Origin of the sequence: Pseudomonas sp. GD03875, assembly GCF_029840585.1 — a bacterium.
In the GTDB taxonomy this organism is placed as follows: domain Bacteria; phylum Pseudomonadota; class Gammaproteobacteria; order Pseudomonadales; family Pseudomonadaceae; genus Aquipseudomonas; species Aquipseudomonas paralcaligenes.
In genome coordinates this window covers 14,548-32,363 of sequence record NZ_JAOCCV010000032.1, presented here as the reverse complement: position 1 = coordinate 32,363, position 17,816 = coordinate 14,548, and the positions used below count along the sequence as shown (strand labels likewise).

Genomic DNA, 17,816 nt, shown 5'->3' with positions numbered 1-17,816 from the left:
CATTGTCTGGAGTGTGGTTTGGGCGAATCCCCGCCCTTGATCAACAGGAATCAACATGAGCGAAAGCTTTGCAGAACTTTTTGAAGAAAGCCTGAAGTCCCTCGACATGCAGCCGGGTGCCATCATCACCGGCATCGTGGTCGACATCGACGGTGACTGGGTTACCGTGCATGCCGGTCTGAAGTCCGAGGGCGTCATCCCGCTCGACCAGTTCTTCAACGAACAAGGCGAGCTGACCATCAAGGTCGGTGACGAAGTCCACGTTGCGCTGGACGCTGTGGAAGACGGCTTCGGTGAAACCAAGCTGTCCCGCGAGAAAGCCAAGCGTGCCGAGTCCTGGCTGGTTCTGGAAGCCGCTTTCAATGCTGAGGAAGTGGTCAAGGGCGTCATCAACGGCAAGGTCAAAGGCGGCTTCACCGTTGACGTCAACGGCATCCGCGCGTTCCTGCCGGGCTCCCTGGTCGATGTCCGTCCGGTGCGTGATACCACTCACCTGGAAGGCAAAGAGCTGGAGTTCAAGGTCATCAAGCTGGACCAGAAGCGCAACAACGTTGTCGTTTCCCGTCGCAGCGTGCTGGAAGCCGAGAACAGCGCCGAGCGCGAAGCTCTGCTGGAATCCCTGCAGGAAGGCCAGCAGGTCAAGGGTATCGTCAAGAACCTCACCGACTACGGTGCGTTCGTTGACCTGGGCGGCGTAGATGGTCTGCTGCACATCACCGACATGGCCTGGAAGCGCATCAAGCACCCGTCCGAGATCGTCAACGTCGGCGACGAGATCGACGTCAAGGTCCTGAAGTACGACCGCGAGCGCAACCGCGTCTCCCTGGGTCTGAAGCAGCTGGGCGAAGATCCGTGGGTCGCCATCAAGGCGCGCTACCCGGAAGGCACCCGTGTCACCGCCAAGGTCACCAATCTCACCGACTACGGCTGCTTCGCCGAGCTGGAAGAGGGCGTGGAAGGCCTGGTGCACGTGTCCGAGATGGATTGGACCAACAAGAACATCCACCCGTCCAAGGTCGTTCAGGTCGGCGACGAAGTGGAAGTTCAGGTTCTGGACATCGACGAAGAGCGTCGTCGTATCTCCCTGGGCATCAAGCAGTGCAAGTCGAACCCGTGGGAAGACTTCTCCGGCCAGTTCAACAAGGGCGACAAGATCTCTGGCACCATCAAGTCGATCACCGATTTCGGTATCTTCATCGGCCTGGACGGCGGCATCGACGGTCTGGTTCACCTGTCCGACATCTCCTGGAACGAAGTGGGCGAAGAAGCCGTACGTCGCTTCAAGAAGGGCGACGAGCTGGAAACCGTCATCCTGTCCGTTGATCCGGAGCGTGAGCGCATCTCCCTGGGCATCAAGCAGCTGGAAGACGATCCGTTCTCCAACTACGCCTCCCTGAACGAGAAAGGCACCATCGTGCGCGGTACCGTCAAGGAAGTGGACGCCAAGGGCGCCGTGATCAGCCTGGGCGGCGACATCGAAGGCATCCTGAAAGCCTCCGAAATCAGCCGTGACCGCGTTGAAGATGCGCGCAACGTGCTGAAAGAAGGCGACGAAGTCGAAGCCAAGATCATCAGCATCGACCGCAAGTCCCGCGTTATCAGCCTGTCCGTCAAGTCCAAAGACGTCGAAGACGAAAAGGATGCGATGAAAGAGCTGCGTAACAAGCAGGAAACCGAAACCACTGGTCCGACCACTATCGGTGATCTGATCCGTGCGCAGATGAACCAGAACTAAGTTCCGGTGCTTCTGGAAAAAGGGCGACTTCGGTCGCCCTTTTTCATTTCCGGGCGATTCGTATTTTTCCTCTTGACATTTGGGCTATCCAAACATTGGAAGGCGTGCTAAAACACCCTATCAGTTGATCTAGCCGCTTGAAAAAGAAGGGAAAACCATGACCAAGTCGGAGTTGATCGAGCGCATTGTCACTCACCAGGGACTGCTGTCCTCCAAGGATGTGGAGCTCGCGATCAAGACCATGCTGGAGCAGATGTCCCAGGCTCTGGCGACTGGCGACCGGATCGAGATTCGCGGCTTTGGCAGCTTTTCTCTGCACTATCGTGCTCCCCGGGTCGGAAGAAACCCGAAGACCGGCGAGTCGGTTCGACTGGATGGCAAGTACGTGCCGCACTTCAAACCTGGCAAAGAGCTGCGCGATCGCGTCAATGACGAGTAAGATCACGGTTTTTCCGTCGCCCTGGGAAGCTGAACATGCTCAGCGGAATTAAGCGCTTCATCGTCGTTTCGGGTTTGCTGCTCGTCGGCGCCCTGGTTCTGGTGTTCGTCCTGCAGAACAGCCAGCAGTCGCAATTCCAGTTCCTGCTCTGGGCGACCCCGGAGCTGCCGTTCTCCGTGGTGCTGGTCGCCGCCTTCCTGCTGGGTGTCCTCTCCAGCCTCTTTTTCAGCCTGATCCTCGCCTGGCGGATGGCTGGACGCTCGGCGCGCGCGAGGCGCGAAACACAAGTCGCTTCCTCCGTGGCGAAGAGCAACTAAACCTTTGCAGATGTTGTCGAACACTGCCTGCAATCTGGATCAACCCTCGATGAACTATCTGCCCATGAAACGGGTGCTTGTAACAGGAGCCACCGGTTTCGTCGGCGGTGCGTTGGTGCGCAGGCTCGGCGCGGAGCCTGGCATGGTGCCTGTCGCGGGTGTGCGTCGTGTACCCGCTCCAGCAGAAGCTTCTGTCGAATATCTGGCACTGGGTGATCTCGAGGATTGCCGGGTGAGCCCGCAGGACCTGCAAGGCTTCTCCGCAGTGGTGCATGCTGCCGCTCGCGTGCATGTGATGCACGATCATGCCGCCGATCCCTTGGCCGAGTTCCGCAGGGTCAATGTCCAGGGCACGCTGGCGCTGGCTACGGCGGCTGCGGCGGCGGGCGTGCGCCGTTTCGTGTTCCTCAGTTCGGTCAAGGTCAATGGCGAGGCGAGCCGGCCCGGAGAGCCCATCCGCGCCGATGACGCGCCTGTACCGCCGAGCGATCCCTATGGCCTCTCCAAGTACGAAGCCGAGCAGGGCCTGCGCAGGATCGCCGACGAGACCGGCATGGAACTGGTCATCGTTCGTCCCCCGCTGGTCTACGGGCCGGGTGTGCGTGCCAATTTCCTCAGCCTGATGCGCTGGTTGCGCCTCGGCATACCGCTGCCGCTTAGCGGCGTGGATAACCGCCGTAGTTTTGTCGCGCTGGATAATCTGGTCGATTTGCTGGTGTGCTGCGTCCGCCACCCAGCCGCGGCCAACCAGACGCTACTGGTCAGCGATGGTGACGATATCTCCACCTCCGAACTACTGCGTCGCCTGGGCGCCGCCATGGGCCGCCCGGCGCGCCTGTGGGGTTCCCGGCTGGTGAAGCGCCTGCTGATTGCGACGGGCAGGGATTCCCTGGTCCAGCGCCTGTACGGCTCGCTGCAACTGGATATAGACAAGACGCGAGAGCTTCTGGGCTGGACTCCGCCCGTGCGCAGCGAGCAGGCGCTACGGGAAACCGCTGAGCATTTCCTGCGGAGACGCGCATGCTGACGGTCGGCTGGCTGCTTGCGGCTGCGCTGTGCGTTGCCTGGGTGGGGACCTGGCTGGTGCGTGCGTATGCGCTTCATCACAGCATTATGGATGTTCCCAACCAGCGGAGTTCGCATGTGGTGCCCACGCCGCGCGGTGGCGGCGTGGCCATTGTCCTGAGCTTCATCGCGGCCCTGCCGGTGGTCGTCCAGGGCGGATGGCTCGAAGTTCACCACGCCGTCGCCCTCGGTGGCGCGGGAAGTCTCGTCGCTTTGGTCGGCTTTCTCGACGATCATCGACCCATTTCCGCCCGCTGGCGGCTTCTGGTGCATTTTGTGGCGGCGGCCTGGGGGCTATACTGGCTGGGCGGCATGCCGCCCCTGCAGTTCGGCGAAGTATCTATCCCGTGGGGTGTCTGGGGAGTTCCGGTCGGGCTTCTGTATCTGGTATGGATGCTCAATCTCTATAACTTCATGGATGGCATCGACGGTATCGCCGGGGTCGAGGCGGTTACCACCTGTGCCGCCGTGGTACTGATCTGCGGATTGACGGGGGATTGGCAGGCTGCGGTGCTTCCCGCTCTCCTGGCTGTTTCGGTGGGTGGCTTCCTCTACTGGAATCTTCCTCCGGCCAGGATCTTCATGGGGGACGCCGGCAGCGGTTTTCTCGGGTTGATCCTGGGGTTGCTGTCGTTGCAGATGGCCTGGGCCAACCCTGATCTGTTCTGGGCCTGGCTGATATTGCTGGCCGTGTTTCTGGTGGATGCCACCATCACCCTGTTGCGCCGTCTATGGCGGGGCGTGCGCGTATACGAAGCTCATCGGGAGCACGCCTATCAGCACGCCGCGCGTCGTTTGCGGGCACATGGGCCAGTGACCGCGGCGGTTGCCGCGATCAATCTGTTCTGGCTGCTGCCGCTGGCCTGCTGGGTGGTGCTGAAGGGTGATGCCTGGTTCGTTGTTCCGTTGGCCTATGGGCCATTGATCTGGTTGGTGTTGAAATACCGTGCGGGTTTGGCTGAGTAGTACCACTTTTTTATTTCGTTGCGAGGCATGGAGCCCATGAATTTGCGCGCATGGTTGTTGAAATGGCCGCGCCGATACAAACGACTTCTGCAGGTCAGCGTCGATGTGCTGATCTGTTGGGCCGCCCTGTGGCTGGCATTCTGGGTCAGGCTGGGGTCCGACAAGCTCGTCGATCCCTTCGATGACCATCTCTGGCTGTTCCTGGCCGCCCCCGCCATCGCGATTCCCATCTACATCCGCTCCGGCATGTACCGGGCCGTGTTGCGCTATCTGGGCAACGACGCACTGATCAGCATCTTCAAGGCGGTGACGATTTCGGCTCTGGTGCTGGCGCTGGTGGTCTACTGGAACCGGGATTCCCAGGCGCTGGTGCCACGCTCGCTGGTGTTCAACTACTGGTGGCTGAGCCTGCTGATGGCGGGGGGCGTGCGCCTGCTGATGCGCCAGTACTTCATGGGCAACTGGCTCGATGTCCGCGCCGCCATGAGCCTCATGGGCAAGGACGACGACCTGCCGCGCGTGGCGATCTACGGCGCCGGCACCGCCGGCAACCAGCTGGTCGCCGCGTTGCGCATGGGGCGGGCCATGCGCCCCGTGGCGTTCATCGACGATGACGACAGCATCGCCACCCGGGTCATCGCCGGGCTCAAGGTGTACAAGCCCAAGCACATCGACCAGATGATCAACGAGACCGCGGCCCAGGAAATCCTGCTGGCCATCCCTTCCGCGACCCGGGCGCGGCGGAAGGAAATCCTGCAGCATCTCGAGACCTTCCCCCTGCATATCCGCTCGGTGCCCGCGATCATGGACCTGGCCAGCGGCCGGGTGCGGGTCGACGACATCCAGGAAGTCGACATCGCCGACCTGCTGGGCCGCGATGCCGTGCCGCCCCAGGTGGAGCTGTTCGAGCGCTGCATCCGCGACAAGGTGGTGATGGTGACCGGCGCCGGTGGTTCCATCGGCTCGGAGCTGTGCCGGCAGCTGATCGGCAGCCGTCCGCGCACGGTCGTGCTGATCGACCACGCCGAGTTCAATCTCTACAGCATCCATGCCGAACTGGAGGACTATCTCCAGCGCGAATCCCTGCCCATCCGGCTGGTGCCCATCCTAGGCTCCGTTCGCTCGCAGTCGCACATGCTGGACGTGATGCGGGCGTGGCGAGTCGATACCGTCTACCACGCGGCGGCCTACAAGCATGTGCCCATGGTCGAGCACAATATCGCCGAAGGGGTGCGCAACAACGTGCTGGGCACCCTGAGCACGGCCCAAGCGGCGCTGAAGGCCGGTGTCGAGCACTTCGTGCTGATCTCCACGGACAAGGCGGTGCGGCCGACCAATGTGATGGGCGGTACCAAGCGCCTCGCTGAGATGATCCTGCAGGCGCTGAGCCGGGAATCGGCGCCCGTGCTGTTCAGCGATCCGAGCGGGCTGCACCAGGTCAACAAGACCCGTTTCACCATGGTGCGCTTCGGCAACGTGCTGGGCTCCTCGGGCTCGGTGATTCCCCTGTTCCGCGAGCAGATCAAGCGGGGCGGGCCGGTCACCGTCACCCACCCGTCGATCACCCGCTACTTCATGACCATCTCCGAGGCGGCCCAGCTGGTGATCCAGGCGGGTGCGATGGGGCAGGGCGGCGATGTGTTCGTGCTGGACATGGGCCAGCCGGTGCGGATTCTCGACCTCGCCGAGAAGATGATCCACCTTTCCGGCCTGAGCATCCGTTCGGAGCGCAGCCCCCTCGGCGACATCTCCATCGAGTTCACCGGACTGCGGCCCGGCGAGAAGCTCTATGAGGAGCTGCTGATCGGCGACAATGTGACACCGACCGAGCACCCCATGATCATGCGCGCCAGCGAAGAGCGCCTGTCCTGGGAGCGCATGAAGGCGGTACTGGAGAACATGCTCGGCGCCCTTGAGCGTGATGACTACGACAAGGTCCGCCAGTTGCTGAGAGAGACCGTCAGCGGTTATGCGCCGGAAGGTGACATAGTCGACTGGATTCATGTGCAGCGTTACACGGATCTGTAACTTCTAGGGTTTGACAGCCCGTGGGTGGTAACTAGCCTTGCGATTGGCGCGACCGGATTTGCGCCAATCAACCAAAGGAGTTCCACCATGTTGAAGAAGTGTCTCGCTGCACTGATCTACCCCTCGCTGCTCGCTTTCTCCCTCAATGCCTCTGCCGCCGCCGAAGCCACTGCCGTTCCCGGCAAGACGGCGCATCAGGTCGTGATCGCCCAGGTCAATCTCAATACCGCCGACGTTGCCACGCTCGAATCCGAGCTGGTGGGCATCGGCCAGACCAAGGCCCAGGCCATCATCGATCATCGCGACGCCAACGGTCCGTTCGCGTCGGTGGACGAGCTGCTGGAGGTCAAGGGCATCGGCCCGGCGACCCTGGAGAAGAACCGCGACAAGCTGAGCGTCAACTGACCAAGAAGGGGTGGCGGCCGAGCAGTTTGCTCGAGCCTCCGAGTGCCAGAGCCAGAACCAAGTATGGCAACGGTGTGCCGAAGCCCGGCGCCTGTTCGCATTGGCCGCCCGCAAACCGATTGAAGCCGGTCCCCGACCGGCTTTTTTCATGTCCGCAGACGCTACAATCACACGCTCTTCCACCTTCAGCGGACGCTTCGTATGCAACCAGTACGACCCACTCTGGGATTCGCCGGCATCGGCCTGATGGGGCTGCGCATGGCGCATCGCCTGCTGCAGGCCGGCTATCCCCTCAACGTCTGGAACCGCTCGGCCGACAAATGCGCGCCGCTGCTACAGGCTGGCGCGCATGATGTGGCGACGCCGGCGGAGCTGGGCGCGGGATCGGACATCGTCATGCTCTGCCTGGCCGACACCGCGGCGGTACGCCAGGTGGTCTTCGGCGAGGGCGGTATCGTTGAGCAGGCCAGGCCGGGGCAACTGCTGGTGGATTTTTCCAGCCTGGACCCCGCGGCGACCCGTGAGATGGCCGAGGAGCTGGAAAAACACACCGGCATGCGCTGGGTCGATGCCCCGGTATCCGGCGGCGTCCAAGGCGCAGAGGCGGGCTCGCTGGCGATCATGGCGGGCGGTCGCGGCGAGGACGTGGATTCCCTGCGGCCGATCCTGGCGCATCTGGGCCAGCGTGTGACCCACATGGGCGGCGTTGGCTCGGGCCAGGTCACCAAGGTCTGCAACCAGATGCTGGTCGCCTGCAACGCGTTGGTGATCGCCGAGGCCGTTTCCCTGGCGGAACGCGCCGGCGTCGATACCCATCTCCTGGCCGACGCCCTGGCCGGCGGTTTCGCCGACTCCAGGCCGCTGCAGATACTTGCCCCGCAGATGGCCGAGAGCCGTTTCGAACCCATCAAGTGGCACGTACGCACCTTGCTCAAGGACCTGGATACCGCCGTCAGGCTGGCCCACGAGCAGGGCAGGGCCACGCCCATGAGCGGCCTGGCCGCCCAGCTGATGCGGCTGCACGGCAGTCAGGGCCATCTCGAACATGACCCAGCGACCCTGATCCAGCTGTTCCGCGAGGAGCGGCCATGAAGATCGCCGCGAACCTTTCCCTGCTGTTCGGCGAACTGCCGCTGTTGCAACGTCCGCAGGCAGCCTCGGCGGCGGGGTTCGACGGGGTGGAGATCCAGTTCCCCTACGAGGTGCCCGCGCCAATGCTGCGCGAGGCGCTGGAGCGCAGTTCGATGCCGCTGGTGCTGATCAACCTGCCGGCTGGCGACCTGATGGCCGGGGGCGCTGGGTTGGCGGCCGTGCCCGAGCGGCAGGCGCAGTTTGACGCCGCCTTGCGCGAGGCGTTGGACTACGCGGCGGTGGTCCGCCCGCAGTGCGTCAACGTGCTGCCCGGACGGCTGGCCGAAGGCGTTTCCCGCGAGCGGGCGCTGGCTACCCTGGAGGCCAACCTGCGCGAGGCGGCGGAGTGGTTCCAGGCACTGGGCATCCGGGTGCTGTGCGAGGCGATCAATCCGCTGGACATGCCCGGCTTCCTGATCAATACGGCCGAGCAACTGGACGAGCTGCTGCGCAGGGTGGATCACCCCAACTGCCAGGCACAGCTCGACCTCTACCACATGGCCCGCCAGGGCCTGGATGTCGCCGCCTGCATCGAGCGTCTGGCGGGCAGGACCGGGCACGTCCAGTTCGCCGATTGCCCGGGACGCGGCGCGCCGGGCACGGGCGAACAGGCGTTTGCACCGTTGCTGGAGGCCCTGGAGGCAACCGGCTACCAGGGCTGGCTGGGCGCGGAGTACCGTCCGGGCGGCGACACCTCGGCCAGCCTGGCGTGGCTGGCCGGCTGGCGCGGGTGAGCCGCCTGCCTCAGTCCCTGGGATAGTCGTTGAGCGAGATGACCCGGGTCTTGCCGACGCGGTGGCGGTAGATTTCGCGCAGGTACCTGATGGCCTTCTTCACGCTGTCCCGGGACAGGCGGATGTCGTTGATCGAGACGAACTTGTCCTGGTCGTGAATCAGCTCGCGGTACTTCTTCTCGTACATCGGCTTGATCGCGTACCAGTTGGTGTCGAGGATCTTCGCCGGGTTCTCGTATTCGTTGAGCATGGCGTCGATGCGCGCCTCGTCGAAGTCCTCGGAGACGATGAAGTCGAGCATGGCGTTGTCCAGGCTCTCGTCGTAGCGGTACTGGTCGCGGGCGAAGCAGCGCTTGATGAAGGCGACGATCAGGGTCAGGAAGTCGTCCGACAGGCACGGGCTCTTGACGATCAGGGTGGTCAGCGACAGGTTGGCCGAGGCGCCGATCACCAGGGCGTAGCGCTTCAGGGTGGTGTTGGGGAACAGGCTGTTCAGATGGGTCTTGAGCCGGTTGAGGTCCATGTAGGACAGCTTGTAGTCCTTCGGCAGGGAGACGATGGACACCACCGACGAGCAGTTCTTGAAGAAGTGCAGGTCGCTCAGGGCGCTGGCGTCGAAGTTGGACTTCTTGTACTGCTCCAGGGCCGCGCGGTAGCGCTTGGCCTCGATCGGCAGCAGGCTGATACCCTCGATGGCCTGGGTGGTCTTGTTGAAGTGCGGCAGGTCGATGGAGCGGAAGAACAGGTCGTCGATGTTGAGCCTGGGCTGCTCCTTCTCGAACACCTTGAACTTGTCGGTGGGGGCGGGCGGCGCCTGCTCGGCCACCACGGACTCGGCGTAGGCCACGGCCACCGGGCCGGCCAGGCTCATGAACAGGTCGTTGGCGTCGAGGCGGATGGTCTCACCGATGTCGATGCCGGCGCGGCGGAAGTAGTTCTGGTCATAGTCGGTGGTCACCGCCTGGGCGGTGAGGATGTTGAAGATCTGCTGCGAGATGTACTGGTTGGCGTGGCGCTCCATGGCGTTCACGTCGATGTTCTGCACGTTGCCGCCGTCGCTCTCCTCGGCGTAGCGCATGATGTCGTTGGAGATCAGCATCATGGCGTTCCACGGGCGGATGCGGCGCATCACGCTCTCTTCGCCGGTCTCCTCGCTGTCGAAGTTGTAGGAGAAGTCCCACTCCTCGGCGAGGTACTTGCACAGCAGGCGCCCGGCGTTGATGTGCAGGGCTTCCGACATTTCGATGCGCTGGTCGGAGATGTTCGGCAGGATGCAGATGCCGCTGGTGAAGATCGGTTCGAAGACGAAGGAGTGGCCGCGGTTGTCCTCGCTGCTGCTCTCCTGCTTGGTCTCGAAGGTCTTGCTCATGTAGGCGAACTGCTGGGCCAGGCCGAACTCCGAGGCCATGCCCGAGCCGGTGCCGCCGCCGGCGCTGAAGATGTAGAAGTACAGCCGCGACTGGTTGGCCTTGATGCCGCAGGAGTCGATCAGGTAGCTGTGGATGAACTTCCAGTCGGCGTTGGAGAAGCGCTGGGTGTCCTTGTTGAGGATGATCTTGGCCAGGTACTGGCCGAGGATCGGCGCGTTGCCGGCGCCGCCGGCGTGGACCTCGGACAGGTCCATGATCTTCATCTTGCTGTAGTCGTCGAGGAAGCCGCCGTTCTCGGCCTTGCGCGAGAAGCGGATGCGACCCTCGATGTCCTTGTCCAGGTCGCCCAGCATCACCAGCGGCTCGATCAGGAACACCGGCTTGGCGCCACGGGCCGAGGACAGCCGCAGGTTGCTGCGCAGCCAGCCGGCCGGTCGCTGCTCGGCGCCGTTCTGCGCGCTGAATTCGTTGAGGTAGAAACGCCGCGCGTTGTACACCAGCGATGCGACGTCCAGGGCGATGTTGGAGCCGCAGCGGCCGAGGCCGATCAGGCATACCGAGGGGAAGTGCTGGGCGTGCCGGGCGTCCAGGCCGTCGTCGCCGAGCAGCTTGGGGAAGACCCGCTCGCGCAGGCCGTCGAGGTTCTCGAGGATGCGGTCGATGTCGCGCTCGGTGAAGTACATGTACTGCTCGCCGACCTGCAGGGCCTGCAACGGAGGCGCCGGCAGGGGCTCGGCCTCGGACGAGGCGAGGGTGCGCGGTTCGGAAACGGTGGAATCGCTGTCTTTAGTTGTTTTCATCGTCGACATTCCATGCTGTTGGCGGCAGCTTTCTTATTAGTGAGTCTTTATCAGGAAATGCTTGGTTACATGCACTAGCACTATATACAGCGATCCGCCTTTGTTCGAGGCGGATAGGCACTCTTCTTCGGGCTTAATGCCGCGCCGGGCCTGGGCTGGCGACGGTTCAATGGCGAAATGCCATTTAGGTGCTTCGAGGTAGCCGCCAGGGTCGGTTTTCCGTCATTCGTTTGGTGACGAGACGGCTCTTTTCCGACCCTGATTCATCGATGGGGCGAAGAGATTTTATTTGCCCATGTGGTCAGATTTAATCGCCCGAAGATTGCCGGGGCGGGCGGCGGATAGTAGGGTGGCTGCCCCGGCCGAACCGGCCGCCATGTGTTTGGATGTACCGTGAAACCCGTATCCAGGGCCTTTCTGATGCTGGCGCTGGTGCTGGCGGCGATCAACCTGCGCCCCGGCATCACGTCCTTCGCCCCGCTGATCGAGCGTATCGCCGAGGAACTCGCGCTGAGCCGCGGCCTGATCAGCCTGACCACCGCCCTGCCGGTGCTGTGCATGGGCCTGCTGGCCCCGCTGGCGCCGCGCCTGGCCGTGCGCTTCGGCCTGGAGCGCACCATCACCTGCTGCCTGGGGCTGATCATGCTGGCCCTGCTGCTGCGTTTCGGTGGCCACTTCAGCCCGCTGCTGATCGGCAGCGCCGTGCTGCTCGGCGCGGGCATCGCCGTAGCCGGGCCGCTGCTGTCGGGCTTCATCAAGCGGCACTTCCGCGACCACGTTGGCCAGGTGGTCGGCTGGTATTCCTTCAGCATGGCGATCGGCGGTGCCGGCGGCGCGGTGCTGACGGTGCCGCTGACCCAGGGCCTGGGCGACGACTGGAGCCTGGGGTTGGCGGCGTGGTTCCTGCCCGCGCTGCTCGCCGGGCTGCTCTGGCTGCGCCTGCCGAACCGCGCCGAGGACGCGGTGGCCGGCGATGGCCAGGGGCTGCCCTGGCGCGAGCCGCGGGCGTGGCTGGTGACCGGCTTCTTCGCCATCCAGGCCGGCTTCTTCTACACCATGGCCACCTGGCTGGTGGCGCGCTACCACGAGGCGGGCCTTAGCCTGCTCTACAGCAACGGCCTGTTCAGCCTGTTCATGCTGGTCGGCCTGCCCAGTTCGTGGCTGATGCCGTGGCTGGCCCAGCGCTTCGATATCCGCCAGCCGTTGCTGGTGGCCTGCGGCGTGACCCTGACCCTGTGCCTGAGCATGATCACCTTCCAGCCGACCCTGCTGCCGGAGGTGTGGGCGGTGCTGATGGGCTTCGCCCTCAGCGGCTCCTTCGCCTTGTCGCTGGTGCTGCCGCTGTACGAGGTGCACACGCCGCTGGCGGTCAGCCGCTGGACGGCGATGATGCTCTGCGCCGGCTACTGCATGGCCTGCCTGGCGCCGATCCTCGCCGGCCTGGGCCGCGACCTGGCGGGCAACTACCAGGCGCCCTTCATGGTGCTGGCCGGCCTGGGCGTGCTGATGACGCTGATCGCCTGGGCCCTGCGCACGCCACGCCCGGCACGCTGAACAAGGCTTCGGTAGGGTGCGCCATGCGCACCGAGAAGCGGCGGCGCCGGCCCAGTGAGGTGCGCGCGGCGCACCCTGCGTGCGCTGCCGCAGGTTTTCGTTGCGGAGGGGGACTGGTTCCTTTGCAGCGACCATGCCCTGTGTTAGAAGGCAGCCTGCACTTTCTGGAGTACCCGCGTGGAGTCCGAATCCATCGTCTATGGCTGCATCCGCGACTGGCCGTCCGGCGACCGCGAGCAGCGCCAGCTGCGCCGCGCGACCAACCGCCGGGTGCTGGAGCAGTTGCCCCGGGACGAGGCCTGGCCGTTCCTCGGCAGCGAGATGTTCTCCTTCTGCGGGAGCCAGGGCGAGGGCCTGTACCAGACCCAGGTGATCCACTTCGGCGCCAGCTACCAGGCCATCGAGTACGAGTGGAGCCTGTGGGTCAAGGAGTTCGAGGCGCTGCTCAAGCGCCTGTACTGGGCCAGCGCCGTGGTGCACCTGGAAACCGAGCTGAACGGCGTGCACACCTTCCGCTGGGAGTCAGAGAGCGGCTTCCACAGCCCGCAGGAAGATGATCTGCGGGTACGCTGCGTATGGGAGCGCGAGGGCAGCCTGCGCGGATAATCTGTCGGCTTCGGGGAGAGGCGATGCTCAACTACGTCTGGTTCTTTCTGGCCGCACTGTTCGAGATCGGCGGCTGCTATGCGTTCTGGATGTGGCTCCGCCTGGGCAAGAGCGCATGGTGGATCACCCTCGGCCTGCTCAGCCTGACGGTGTTCGCGTTGCTGCTGACGCGGGTCGAGGCGGCTTATGCCGGGCGGGCCTACGCCGCCTATGGCGGTGTGTACATCGTGGCGTCGTTGCTCTGGCTGGGGGTGATCGAGCGCACCCGGCCGATGCTCTCGGACTGGGCGGGCGCGCTACTGTGCCTGATCGGCGCGGGCATCATCCTGTTCGGTCCGCGCTTCGCCAGTCATTGATTCTCCAGCCACTCCTTCGGCACTTCCTCGCGCAGCGCCAGCTGGCACTGCTGACTGTCCGGGTCGAATACGATCACTGCCCGGCCCTTTTCCAGGGCGTGTCGCGCCCGCTCGATGCGGGTTTGCAGCGGCGTGTCGTCGCCGTTGTCGGTGCCCTCGCGGGTGACGAAGTCTTCCAGCAGGCGGGTGAGGGTGTCGGCTTCGAGCATCTGGTGGGGGATCAGCATGGCGGCTCCTGGTCGGCGGCGAGCAATCCTATTCGGTTGCGTGCGCCTGCGCGAGCAGGTAGCGGTCGAGCGTGGCGTAGAGCTGCTGGCAGTCCAGCGGCTTGCCGAGGAAGTCGTCCATCCCCGCGGCCAGGCCACGGGCGCGGTGTTCTTCGAGAATGTGCGCGGTGAGCGCGATGACGGGGACGGCCGGCAGGCCCTGGTCGGCCTCCAGGGCGCGGATCTGCCGGGTGGCCTCGAAGCCGTCCAGCTCGGGCATCTCGCAGTCCATCAGCACCAGCTGGATGGCGCCGGGGGCGCGGCGGTACTCGTCCACGGCGCTCCGTCCGTTGTTGACCATGCGCACCGAGTAGCCGCGCTTGTGCAGGAAGCCCTGCACTACCATCTGGTTGACCCGGTTGTCCTCGGCCACCAGGATGCAGGGCGCCGTGCCGGCGCGTTTGTCCAGCGCCGGCGGCGGCGAGGCGTTCTCCCGCCGCCGCTCGCTGTAGAGCTCCGCGAGGATGGCGCGCAGGCCGGTGACCGACAGCGGCAGGGCCAGGTGCAGCAGGCGCAGGCCATGGCTTTCCGGCAACTGCTGGTGGGGTTCCGGCGGACTTAGCAGCAGCACCCGCTGGCCCCGTTCGAGATTGGGCCGCAGGCTCTCCAGCCAGTGAGTGCTGGCGCCCGGCCAGGGCGCCATGAACACCAGCAGGGGCGGGGCTGAGAAGTCCTCGAGGTAGCCCTGCAGGCGCTCCGGGTCCTGGCAGCGCTGGGTGCGCATGCCCCAGCGGCCCAGCAGGTGGCTCAGGCAGTCGAGGCCCTGGCTGTCCATGGAGCAGATCAGCGCCGTGCGGCTTTCCAGCAGGGTGGTCAGTTCGTCCCGGGGGACGCTGGCGTCGGGCAGCGGGATGTCGAAGGCGAAACGCGAACCCTGGCCGGGCGTGCTCTGCACCTCGATGCGCCCGCCCATCATTTCCACCAGTTCCTTGCTGATGGCGAGCCCCAGGCCGCTGCCGCCGTAGCGGCGGGTGGTGCTCGAGTCGCCCTGGGCGAACGACTTGAACAGCTGGGTCAGGGAGTCGTCGCGGATGCCGATCCCGCTGTCGCTCACGGCGAATACCAGGTGCAGCCGGCCCTGGCTGTCGCCGCGGCGGCTGACGGTCAGCGCCACGTGGCCTTCCTGGGTGAACTTGAGGGCGTTGCCGAGCAGGTTCATCAGCACCTGCTTGAGCCGGGTCGGGTCGCCGTGCATCCGGCGCGGCACGCCGCCCTGGAGGCTGACGTAGAGGCGCAGCCGCTTCTCCAGCGCCTGGGCGGTGAACAGCGCCAGGGTCTCGGAGACCAGTTGTTCCAGGTCGAAGTCGATGTCTTCCAGATTCAGCTTGCCGGACTCGATGCGCGCGTAGTCGAGGATGTCGTTGATCACCGCCATCAGCGAGCTGCCGGAGCTGGCGATGGTGTCCACGTAGAAGCGCTGGCCGCGGTCCAGGGAGGTTTCGCGCAGCAGCTGCAACATGCCCAGCACGCCGTTCAGCGGCGTGCGGATCTCGTGGCTCATCTTGGCCAGGAAGCGGCTCTTGGCCTGGTTCTCGTACTCGGCCTGCTCGGCGGCCTGGCGCGAGTGGAAGCCTTCCTCCTTGAGCAGGTTGATGCGGTCGGCCAGGCCGATGGAGAGGCTGAGCAGCTCGATGGCCACGCCGATCTTGACCACCGCCGAGCCGTAGATGCCGAAGAAGTCGATGCCCAGCGAGCCGCCGGTGACCAGCATGAAGGCGATCAGCAGGACGCTCCAGGCCAGCACGTAGTAGGAGCCGTGGCGCACGCCGCTGCGCCAGGTGTAGACGCCGGTGAGCAGGAGGATCAGCGATACGCCGAGCACCGCCACGCTGGCCAGGATGTTCCAGGCGGCCAGGCCGATCAGCGGCACCGAGGCCAGGCAGCCGAACACGGCCAGCATCAGCAGGCGCAGGGCCTGGTCCAGCCGGGGGAAGTGCTGCGGGACGTGGAGGAAGTGGCGGCTGAACTGGATCGCGGTGAGGCAGTGGACGAACATCAGCACGTAGATGCTGACCGACTGCATGCCCACGCTGGTGGGCAGCAGCTTGAACAGCATGCCGTCGAACGCGGCGGCGAACAGGCCGACGTTGACGTTGTAGACCAGGTACCAGAAGTAGGCCCGCTCGCGCAGCGAGATGAACAGGAACAGGTTGTAGATGAACATGGCGAACAGCACGCCGTAGAAGGCGCCGTTGATGCCCATCAGGTTTTCCTGGGCCGCCGCGCTGGCGCCGTAGGTGCTGAAGAACAGCGGGACGAAGATCGTGCTGGTGCTCTGCACCCGCAGCAGGAGGGTGTTGCTGCCGTGCGGCAGCTCGACGGGGAACCAGAAGTGGCGCACCTGCACCGGGCGCTGGGAGAAGGCGAAGCTGTCGCCGCTCTGCTGGTGGTGGAGGCGGCCGTCGCCGTCCTGCAGGTAGACGTCGATGCGGTCGAGCAGGGCGTAATTGACTTCCAGGTAGCCGGCGAGCGGATGCGGCCGGCTGTTGACCATGCGCACCTTGAACCACCAGACCGAGTCGTTCTTGCCCATGTTGGCGTGATCGCCCTGGACCCGCTCGAAGGCGCTGTCCGGCAGGCGCTGCACGGTCTCGGCGTCGAGCAGCCCCTGCGGGTCGCGGTGGTAGCCCATGAAGGGGGTCAGCGACAGGCGCAGCTCGTCACGGTCCAGTGGCGCGGGGGAAAGCGCCCACAGCGGCCCGCTCAGGCAGAGCAGCAGCACAGCCAGACACACGCGAGGCATCCGCCAACCTCATGCTTCTTATTGGTATTGCCAGCACTTTGCCTAGTTGCCGGCCAGGCTTCAAGAGAGGGTTGCAGAGCCTGGAGCGGCCCTGCGAAGAAGCTTAGTCGGAAGCGTCGCCGCGTGCCCCGAGGACGCTTTCCACGGTCGGCACCTGGGTGTCGCTGGCCATCTGCGCGTCGTGCTCGATCTGATGGCTGAAGCGTTCCAGGGAGTGCTCGCGGGCCGGCTGGGCGTCGCTGGCGAACACCGGCGGGCTGAGCAGGTAGGCGCCGATCAGGCGGGAGAGGGCGGCCAGGCTGTCGATATGGGTGCGCTCGTAGCCGTGGGTGGCGTCGCAGCCGAAGGCCAGCAGGGCGACGCGGATATCGTGGCCGGCGGTCACCGCCGACTGGGCGTCGCTGTGGTAGTAGCGGAACAGGTCGCGGCGCACCGGGATGTCGCCCTCGCCGGCCAGGCGCAGCAGGTGGCGGGACAGGTGGTAGTCGTAGGGGCCGCCCGAGTCCTGCAGGGCGACGCTGACCGCGTGCTCGCTGGACTGCTGGCCGGGCGCCACCGGGGCGATGTCGATGCCGACGAACTCGCTGACGTCCCAGGGCAGCGCCGCCGCCGCGCCGGAGCCGACCTCCTCGGTGATGGTGAACAGCGGGTGGCAGTCGATCTGCGGTTCCAGCCCGCTTTCGACGACCGCCTTGAGCGCGGCCAGCAGCGCCGCCACGCCGGCCTTGTCGTCCAAGTGGCGGGCACTGATGTGGCCGCTCTCGGTGAACTCCGGCAGCGGGTCGAAGGCGACGAAGTCGCCCACCGACACCCCCAGAGCCTCGCATTCGGCGCGGCTGTAGCAGGGCGCGTCGAGGCGCAGCTCGATGTGCTCCCAGCTCACCGGCAGGCTGTCGACCTGGGTGTTGAAGGCGTGCCCTGAGGCCATCAGCGGCAGCACGCTGCCGCGCAGCACGCCGTTGTCGGTGAACAGGCTGACCCGGCTGCCCTCGGCGAAGCGGCTGGACCAGCAGCCCACCGGGGCCAGGGCCGGGCGGCCGCTGTCCTTGATCTCGCGGACGATGGCGCCGATGGTGTCCAGGTGCGCCGACACCGCCCGGTCCGGGCTCGACTGGCGGCCCTTGAGGGTGGCGCGGATGGTACCGCGGCGGGTCAGCTCGAAGGGAATGCCGAGTTCTTCCAGGCGCTCGGCCACGTAGCGCACCACGGTATCGGTGAAGCCAGTGGGGCTGGGGATGGCCAGCAGTTCCAGCAGTACCTGGCGCAGGTAGGCGAGGTCGGGTTCGGGCAGTTGATGCATA

At 65.1% G+C, this 17,816-nt stretch carries 16 protein-coding genes; 12 read left to right on the top strand and 4 right to left on the bottom strand.

Translation table 11 applies throughout. From position 1 onward, the window contains the following. Nucleotides 1-55: 55 nt before the first annotated feature. From rpsA to N5D30_RS21415, 9 genes are all read left to right on the top strand, one after another. A complete protein-coding gene (gene rpsA, locus N5D30_RS21455) occupies nucleotides 56-1,735 on the top strand; it encodes a 30S ribosomal protein S1 (protein WP_220812838.1) in 1,680 nt (559 codons plus the stop codon). Nucleotides 1,736-1,892: 157 nt separating this feature from the next. After that, nucleotides 1,893-2,174, top strand: coding sequence for an integration host factor subunit beta (ihfB, locus tag N5D30_RS21450; RefSeq protein ID WP_220812839.1), 282 nt, complete (start codon nucleotides 1,893-1,895; stop codon nucleotides 2,172-2,174). A gap of 35 nt (nucleotides 2,175-2,209) precedes the next feature. Further along, complete coding sequence (locus N5D30_RS21445) at nucleotides 2,210-2,491, top strand: LapA family protein (protein WP_279903877.1); 282 nt, start codon at nucleotides 2,210-2,212, stop codon at nucleotides 2,489-2,491. Nucleotides 2,492-2,540: 49 nt separating this feature from the next. Next, nucleotides 2,541-3,518, top strand: coding sequence for an NAD-dependent epimerase/dehydratase family protein (locus N5D30_RS21440; RefSeq protein WP_279910634.1), 978 nt, complete (start codon nucleotides 2,541-2,543; stop codon nucleotides 3,516-3,518). Further along, nucleotides 3,512-4,522, top strand: coding sequence for a glycosyltransferase family 4 protein (locus N5D30_RS21435; RefSeq protein WP_279910633.1), 1,011 nt, complete (start codon nucleotides 3,512-3,514; stop codon nucleotides 4,520-4,522). Before N5D30_RS21440 ends, N5D30_RS21435 begins: the two co-directional genes overlap by 7 nt. Before the next feature lie 36 nt (nucleotides 4,523-4,558). Further along, nucleotides 4,559-6,550 (top strand): nucleoside-diphosphate sugar epimerase/dehydratase, encoded by a 1,992-nt coding sequence (locus tag N5D30_RS21430; protein ID WP_279903872.1) that lies wholly within the window; start codon nucleotides 4,559-4,561, stop codon nucleotides 6,548-6,550. 87 nt (nucleotides 6,551-6,637) lie between these two features. Next, nucleotides 6,638-6,955, top strand: a complete 318-nt coding sequence (locus N5D30_RS21425; protein WP_279910632.1) for a ComEA family DNA-binding protein — start codon at nucleotides 6,638-6,640, stop codon at nucleotides 6,953-6,955. A 201-nt stretch (nucleotides 6,956-7,156) separates the two neighbouring features. Next, a complete protein-coding gene (locus N5D30_RS21420) occupies nucleotides 7,157-8,047 on the top strand; it encodes an NAD(P)-dependent oxidoreductase (protein WP_279910631.1) in 891 nt (296 codons plus the stop codon). Beyond that, entirely contained in the window at nucleotides 8,044-8,820 is a 777-nt protein-coding gene (locus tag N5D30_RS21415; protein WP_279910630.1) for a TIM barrel protein, read from the top strand. The genes N5D30_RS21420 and N5D30_RS21415 overlap by 4 nt, the downstream gene beginning before the upstream one ends. A 10-nt stretch (nucleotides 8,821-8,830) precedes the next feature. Here the strand turns inward: N5D30_RS21415 and N5D30_RS21410 are convergent, their stop codons facing one another. Beyond that, nucleotides 8,831-10,990: a hypothetical protein gene (locus N5D30_RS21410; RefSeq protein WP_279910628.1), complete on the bottom strand. Its 2,160-nt coding sequence runs from the start codon at nucleotides 10,988-10,990 to the stop codon at nucleotides 8,831-8,833. A 393-nt stretch (nucleotides 10,991-11,383) separates the two neighbouring features. Here N5D30_RS21410 and N5D30_RS21405 point away from each other — a divergent pair, with 393 nt between their 5' ends. The 3 genes from N5D30_RS21405 to N5D30_RS21395 all read left to right on the top strand — a co-directional run bounded on the left by N5D30_RS21405 (nucleotide 11,384) and on the right by N5D30_RS21395 (nucleotide 13,506). Continuing rightward, nucleotides 11,384-12,544 carry an MFS transporter gene (locus tag N5D30_RS21405; protein WP_220812848.1) on the top strand — a complete coding sequence of 387 codons (1,161 nt, stop codon included), beginning with the start codon at nucleotides 11,384-11,386 and terminating at the stop codon, nucleotides 12,542-12,544. Nucleotides 12,545-12,721: 177 nt separating this feature from the next. Next, complete coding sequence (locus N5D30_RS21400; RefSeq protein ID WP_220812849.1) at nucleotides 12,722-13,150, top strand: hypothetical protein; 429 nt, start codon at nucleotides 12,722-12,724, stop codon at nucleotides 13,148-13,150. Nucleotides 13,151-13,173: 23 nt separating this feature from the next. After that, nucleotides 13,174-13,506 carry a YnfA family protein gene (locus tag N5D30_RS21395; RefSeq protein WP_279910627.1) on the top strand — a complete coding sequence of 111 codons (333 nt, stop codon included), beginning with the start codon at nucleotides 13,174-13,176 and terminating at the stop codon, nucleotides 13,504-13,506. Here N5D30_RS21395 and N5D30_RS21390 read toward each other — a convergent pair. The 3 genes from N5D30_RS21390 to N5D30_RS21380 all read right to left on the bottom strand — a co-directional run bounded on the left by N5D30_RS21390 (nucleotide 13,500) and on the right by N5D30_RS21380 (nucleotide 17,815). Then, nucleotides 13,500-13,733, bottom strand: coding sequence for a YheU family protein (locus N5D30_RS21390; protein ID WP_279910626.1), 234 nt, complete (start codon nucleotides 13,731-13,733; stop codon nucleotides 13,500-13,502). The two genes, N5D30_RS21395 and N5D30_RS21390, sit on opposite strands and share 7 nt — an antisense overlap. Before the next feature lie 28 nt (nucleotides 13,734-13,761). Beyond that, on the bottom strand, nucleotides 13,762-16,515 hold the full coding sequence (locus N5D30_RS21385) for a hybrid sensor histidine kinase/response regulator (protein ID WP_279910625.1): 2,754 nt from the start codon (nucleotides 16,513-16,515) through the stop codon (nucleotides 13,762-13,764). A 103-nt stretch (nucleotides 16,516-16,618) separates the two neighbouring features. Then, on the bottom strand, nucleotides 16,619-17,815 hold the full coding sequence (locus tag N5D30_RS21380) for an osmoprotectant NAGGN system M42 family peptidase (RefSeq protein ID WP_220812853.1): 1,197 nt from the start codon (nucleotides 17,813-17,815) through the stop codon (nucleotides 16,619-16,621). Nucleotide 17,816: the final 1 nt, after the last annotated feature.

Excerpts from the sequence above, each read along its gene's own strand:
- rpsA (WP_220812838.1), top strand. The coding sequence starts at position 56 with ATGAGCGAAAGCTTTGCAGAACTTTTTGAAGAAAGCCTGAAGTCCCTC.
- ihfB (WP_220812839.1), top strand. The coding sequence starts at position 1,893 with ATGACCAAGTCGGAGTTGATCGAGCGCATTGTCACTCACCAGGGACTG.
- N5D30_RS21445 (WP_279903877.1), top strand. The coding sequence starts at position 2,210 with ATGCTCAGCGGAATTAAGCGCTTCATCGTCGTTTCGGGTTTGCTGCTC.
- N5D30_RS21440 (WP_279910634.1), top strand. The coding sequence starts at position 2,541 with ATGAACTATCTGCCCATGAAACGGGTGCTTGTAACAGGAGCCACCGGT.
- N5D30_RS21435 (WP_279910633.1), top strand. The coding sequence starts at position 3,512 with ATGCTGACGGTCGGCTGGCTGCTTGCGGCTGCGCTGTGCGTTGCCTGG.
- N5D30_RS21430 (WP_279903872.1), top strand. The coding sequence starts at position 4,559 with ATGAATTTGCGCGCATGGTTGTTGAAATGGCCGCGCCGATACAAACGA.
- N5D30_RS21425 (WP_279910632.1), top strand. The coding sequence starts at position 6,638 with ATGTTGAAGAAGTGTCTCGCTGCACTGATCTACCCCTCGCTGCTCGCT.
- N5D30_RS21420 (WP_279910631.1), top strand. The coding sequence starts at position 7,157 with ATGCAACCAGTACGACCCACTCTGGGATTCGCCGGCATCGGCCTGATG.
- N5D30_RS21415 (WP_279910630.1), top strand. The coding sequence starts at position 8,044 with ATGAAGATCGCCGCGAACCTTTCCCTGCTGTTCGGCGAACTGCCGCTG.
- N5D30_RS21410 (WP_279910628.1), bottom strand. The coding sequence starts at position 10,990 with ATGAAAACAACTAAAGACAGCGATTCCACCGTTTCCGAACCGCGCACC.
- N5D30_RS21395 (WP_279910627.1), top strand. The coding sequence starts at position 13,174 with ATGCTCAACTACGTCTGGTTCTTTCTGGCCGCACTGTTCGAGATCGGC.
- N5D30_RS21390 (WP_279910626.1), bottom strand. The coding sequence starts at position 13,733 with ATGCTGATCCCCCACCAGATGCTCGAAGCCGACACCCTCACCCGCCTG.
- N5D30_RS21385 (WP_279910625.1), bottom strand. The coding sequence starts at position 16,515 with ATGCCTCGCGTGTGTCTGGCTGTGCTGCTGCTCTGCCTGAGCGGGCCG.
- N5D30_RS21380 (WP_220812853.1), bottom strand. The coding sequence starts at position 17,815 with ATGCATCAACTGCCCGAACCCGACCTCGCCTACCTGCGCCAGGTACTG.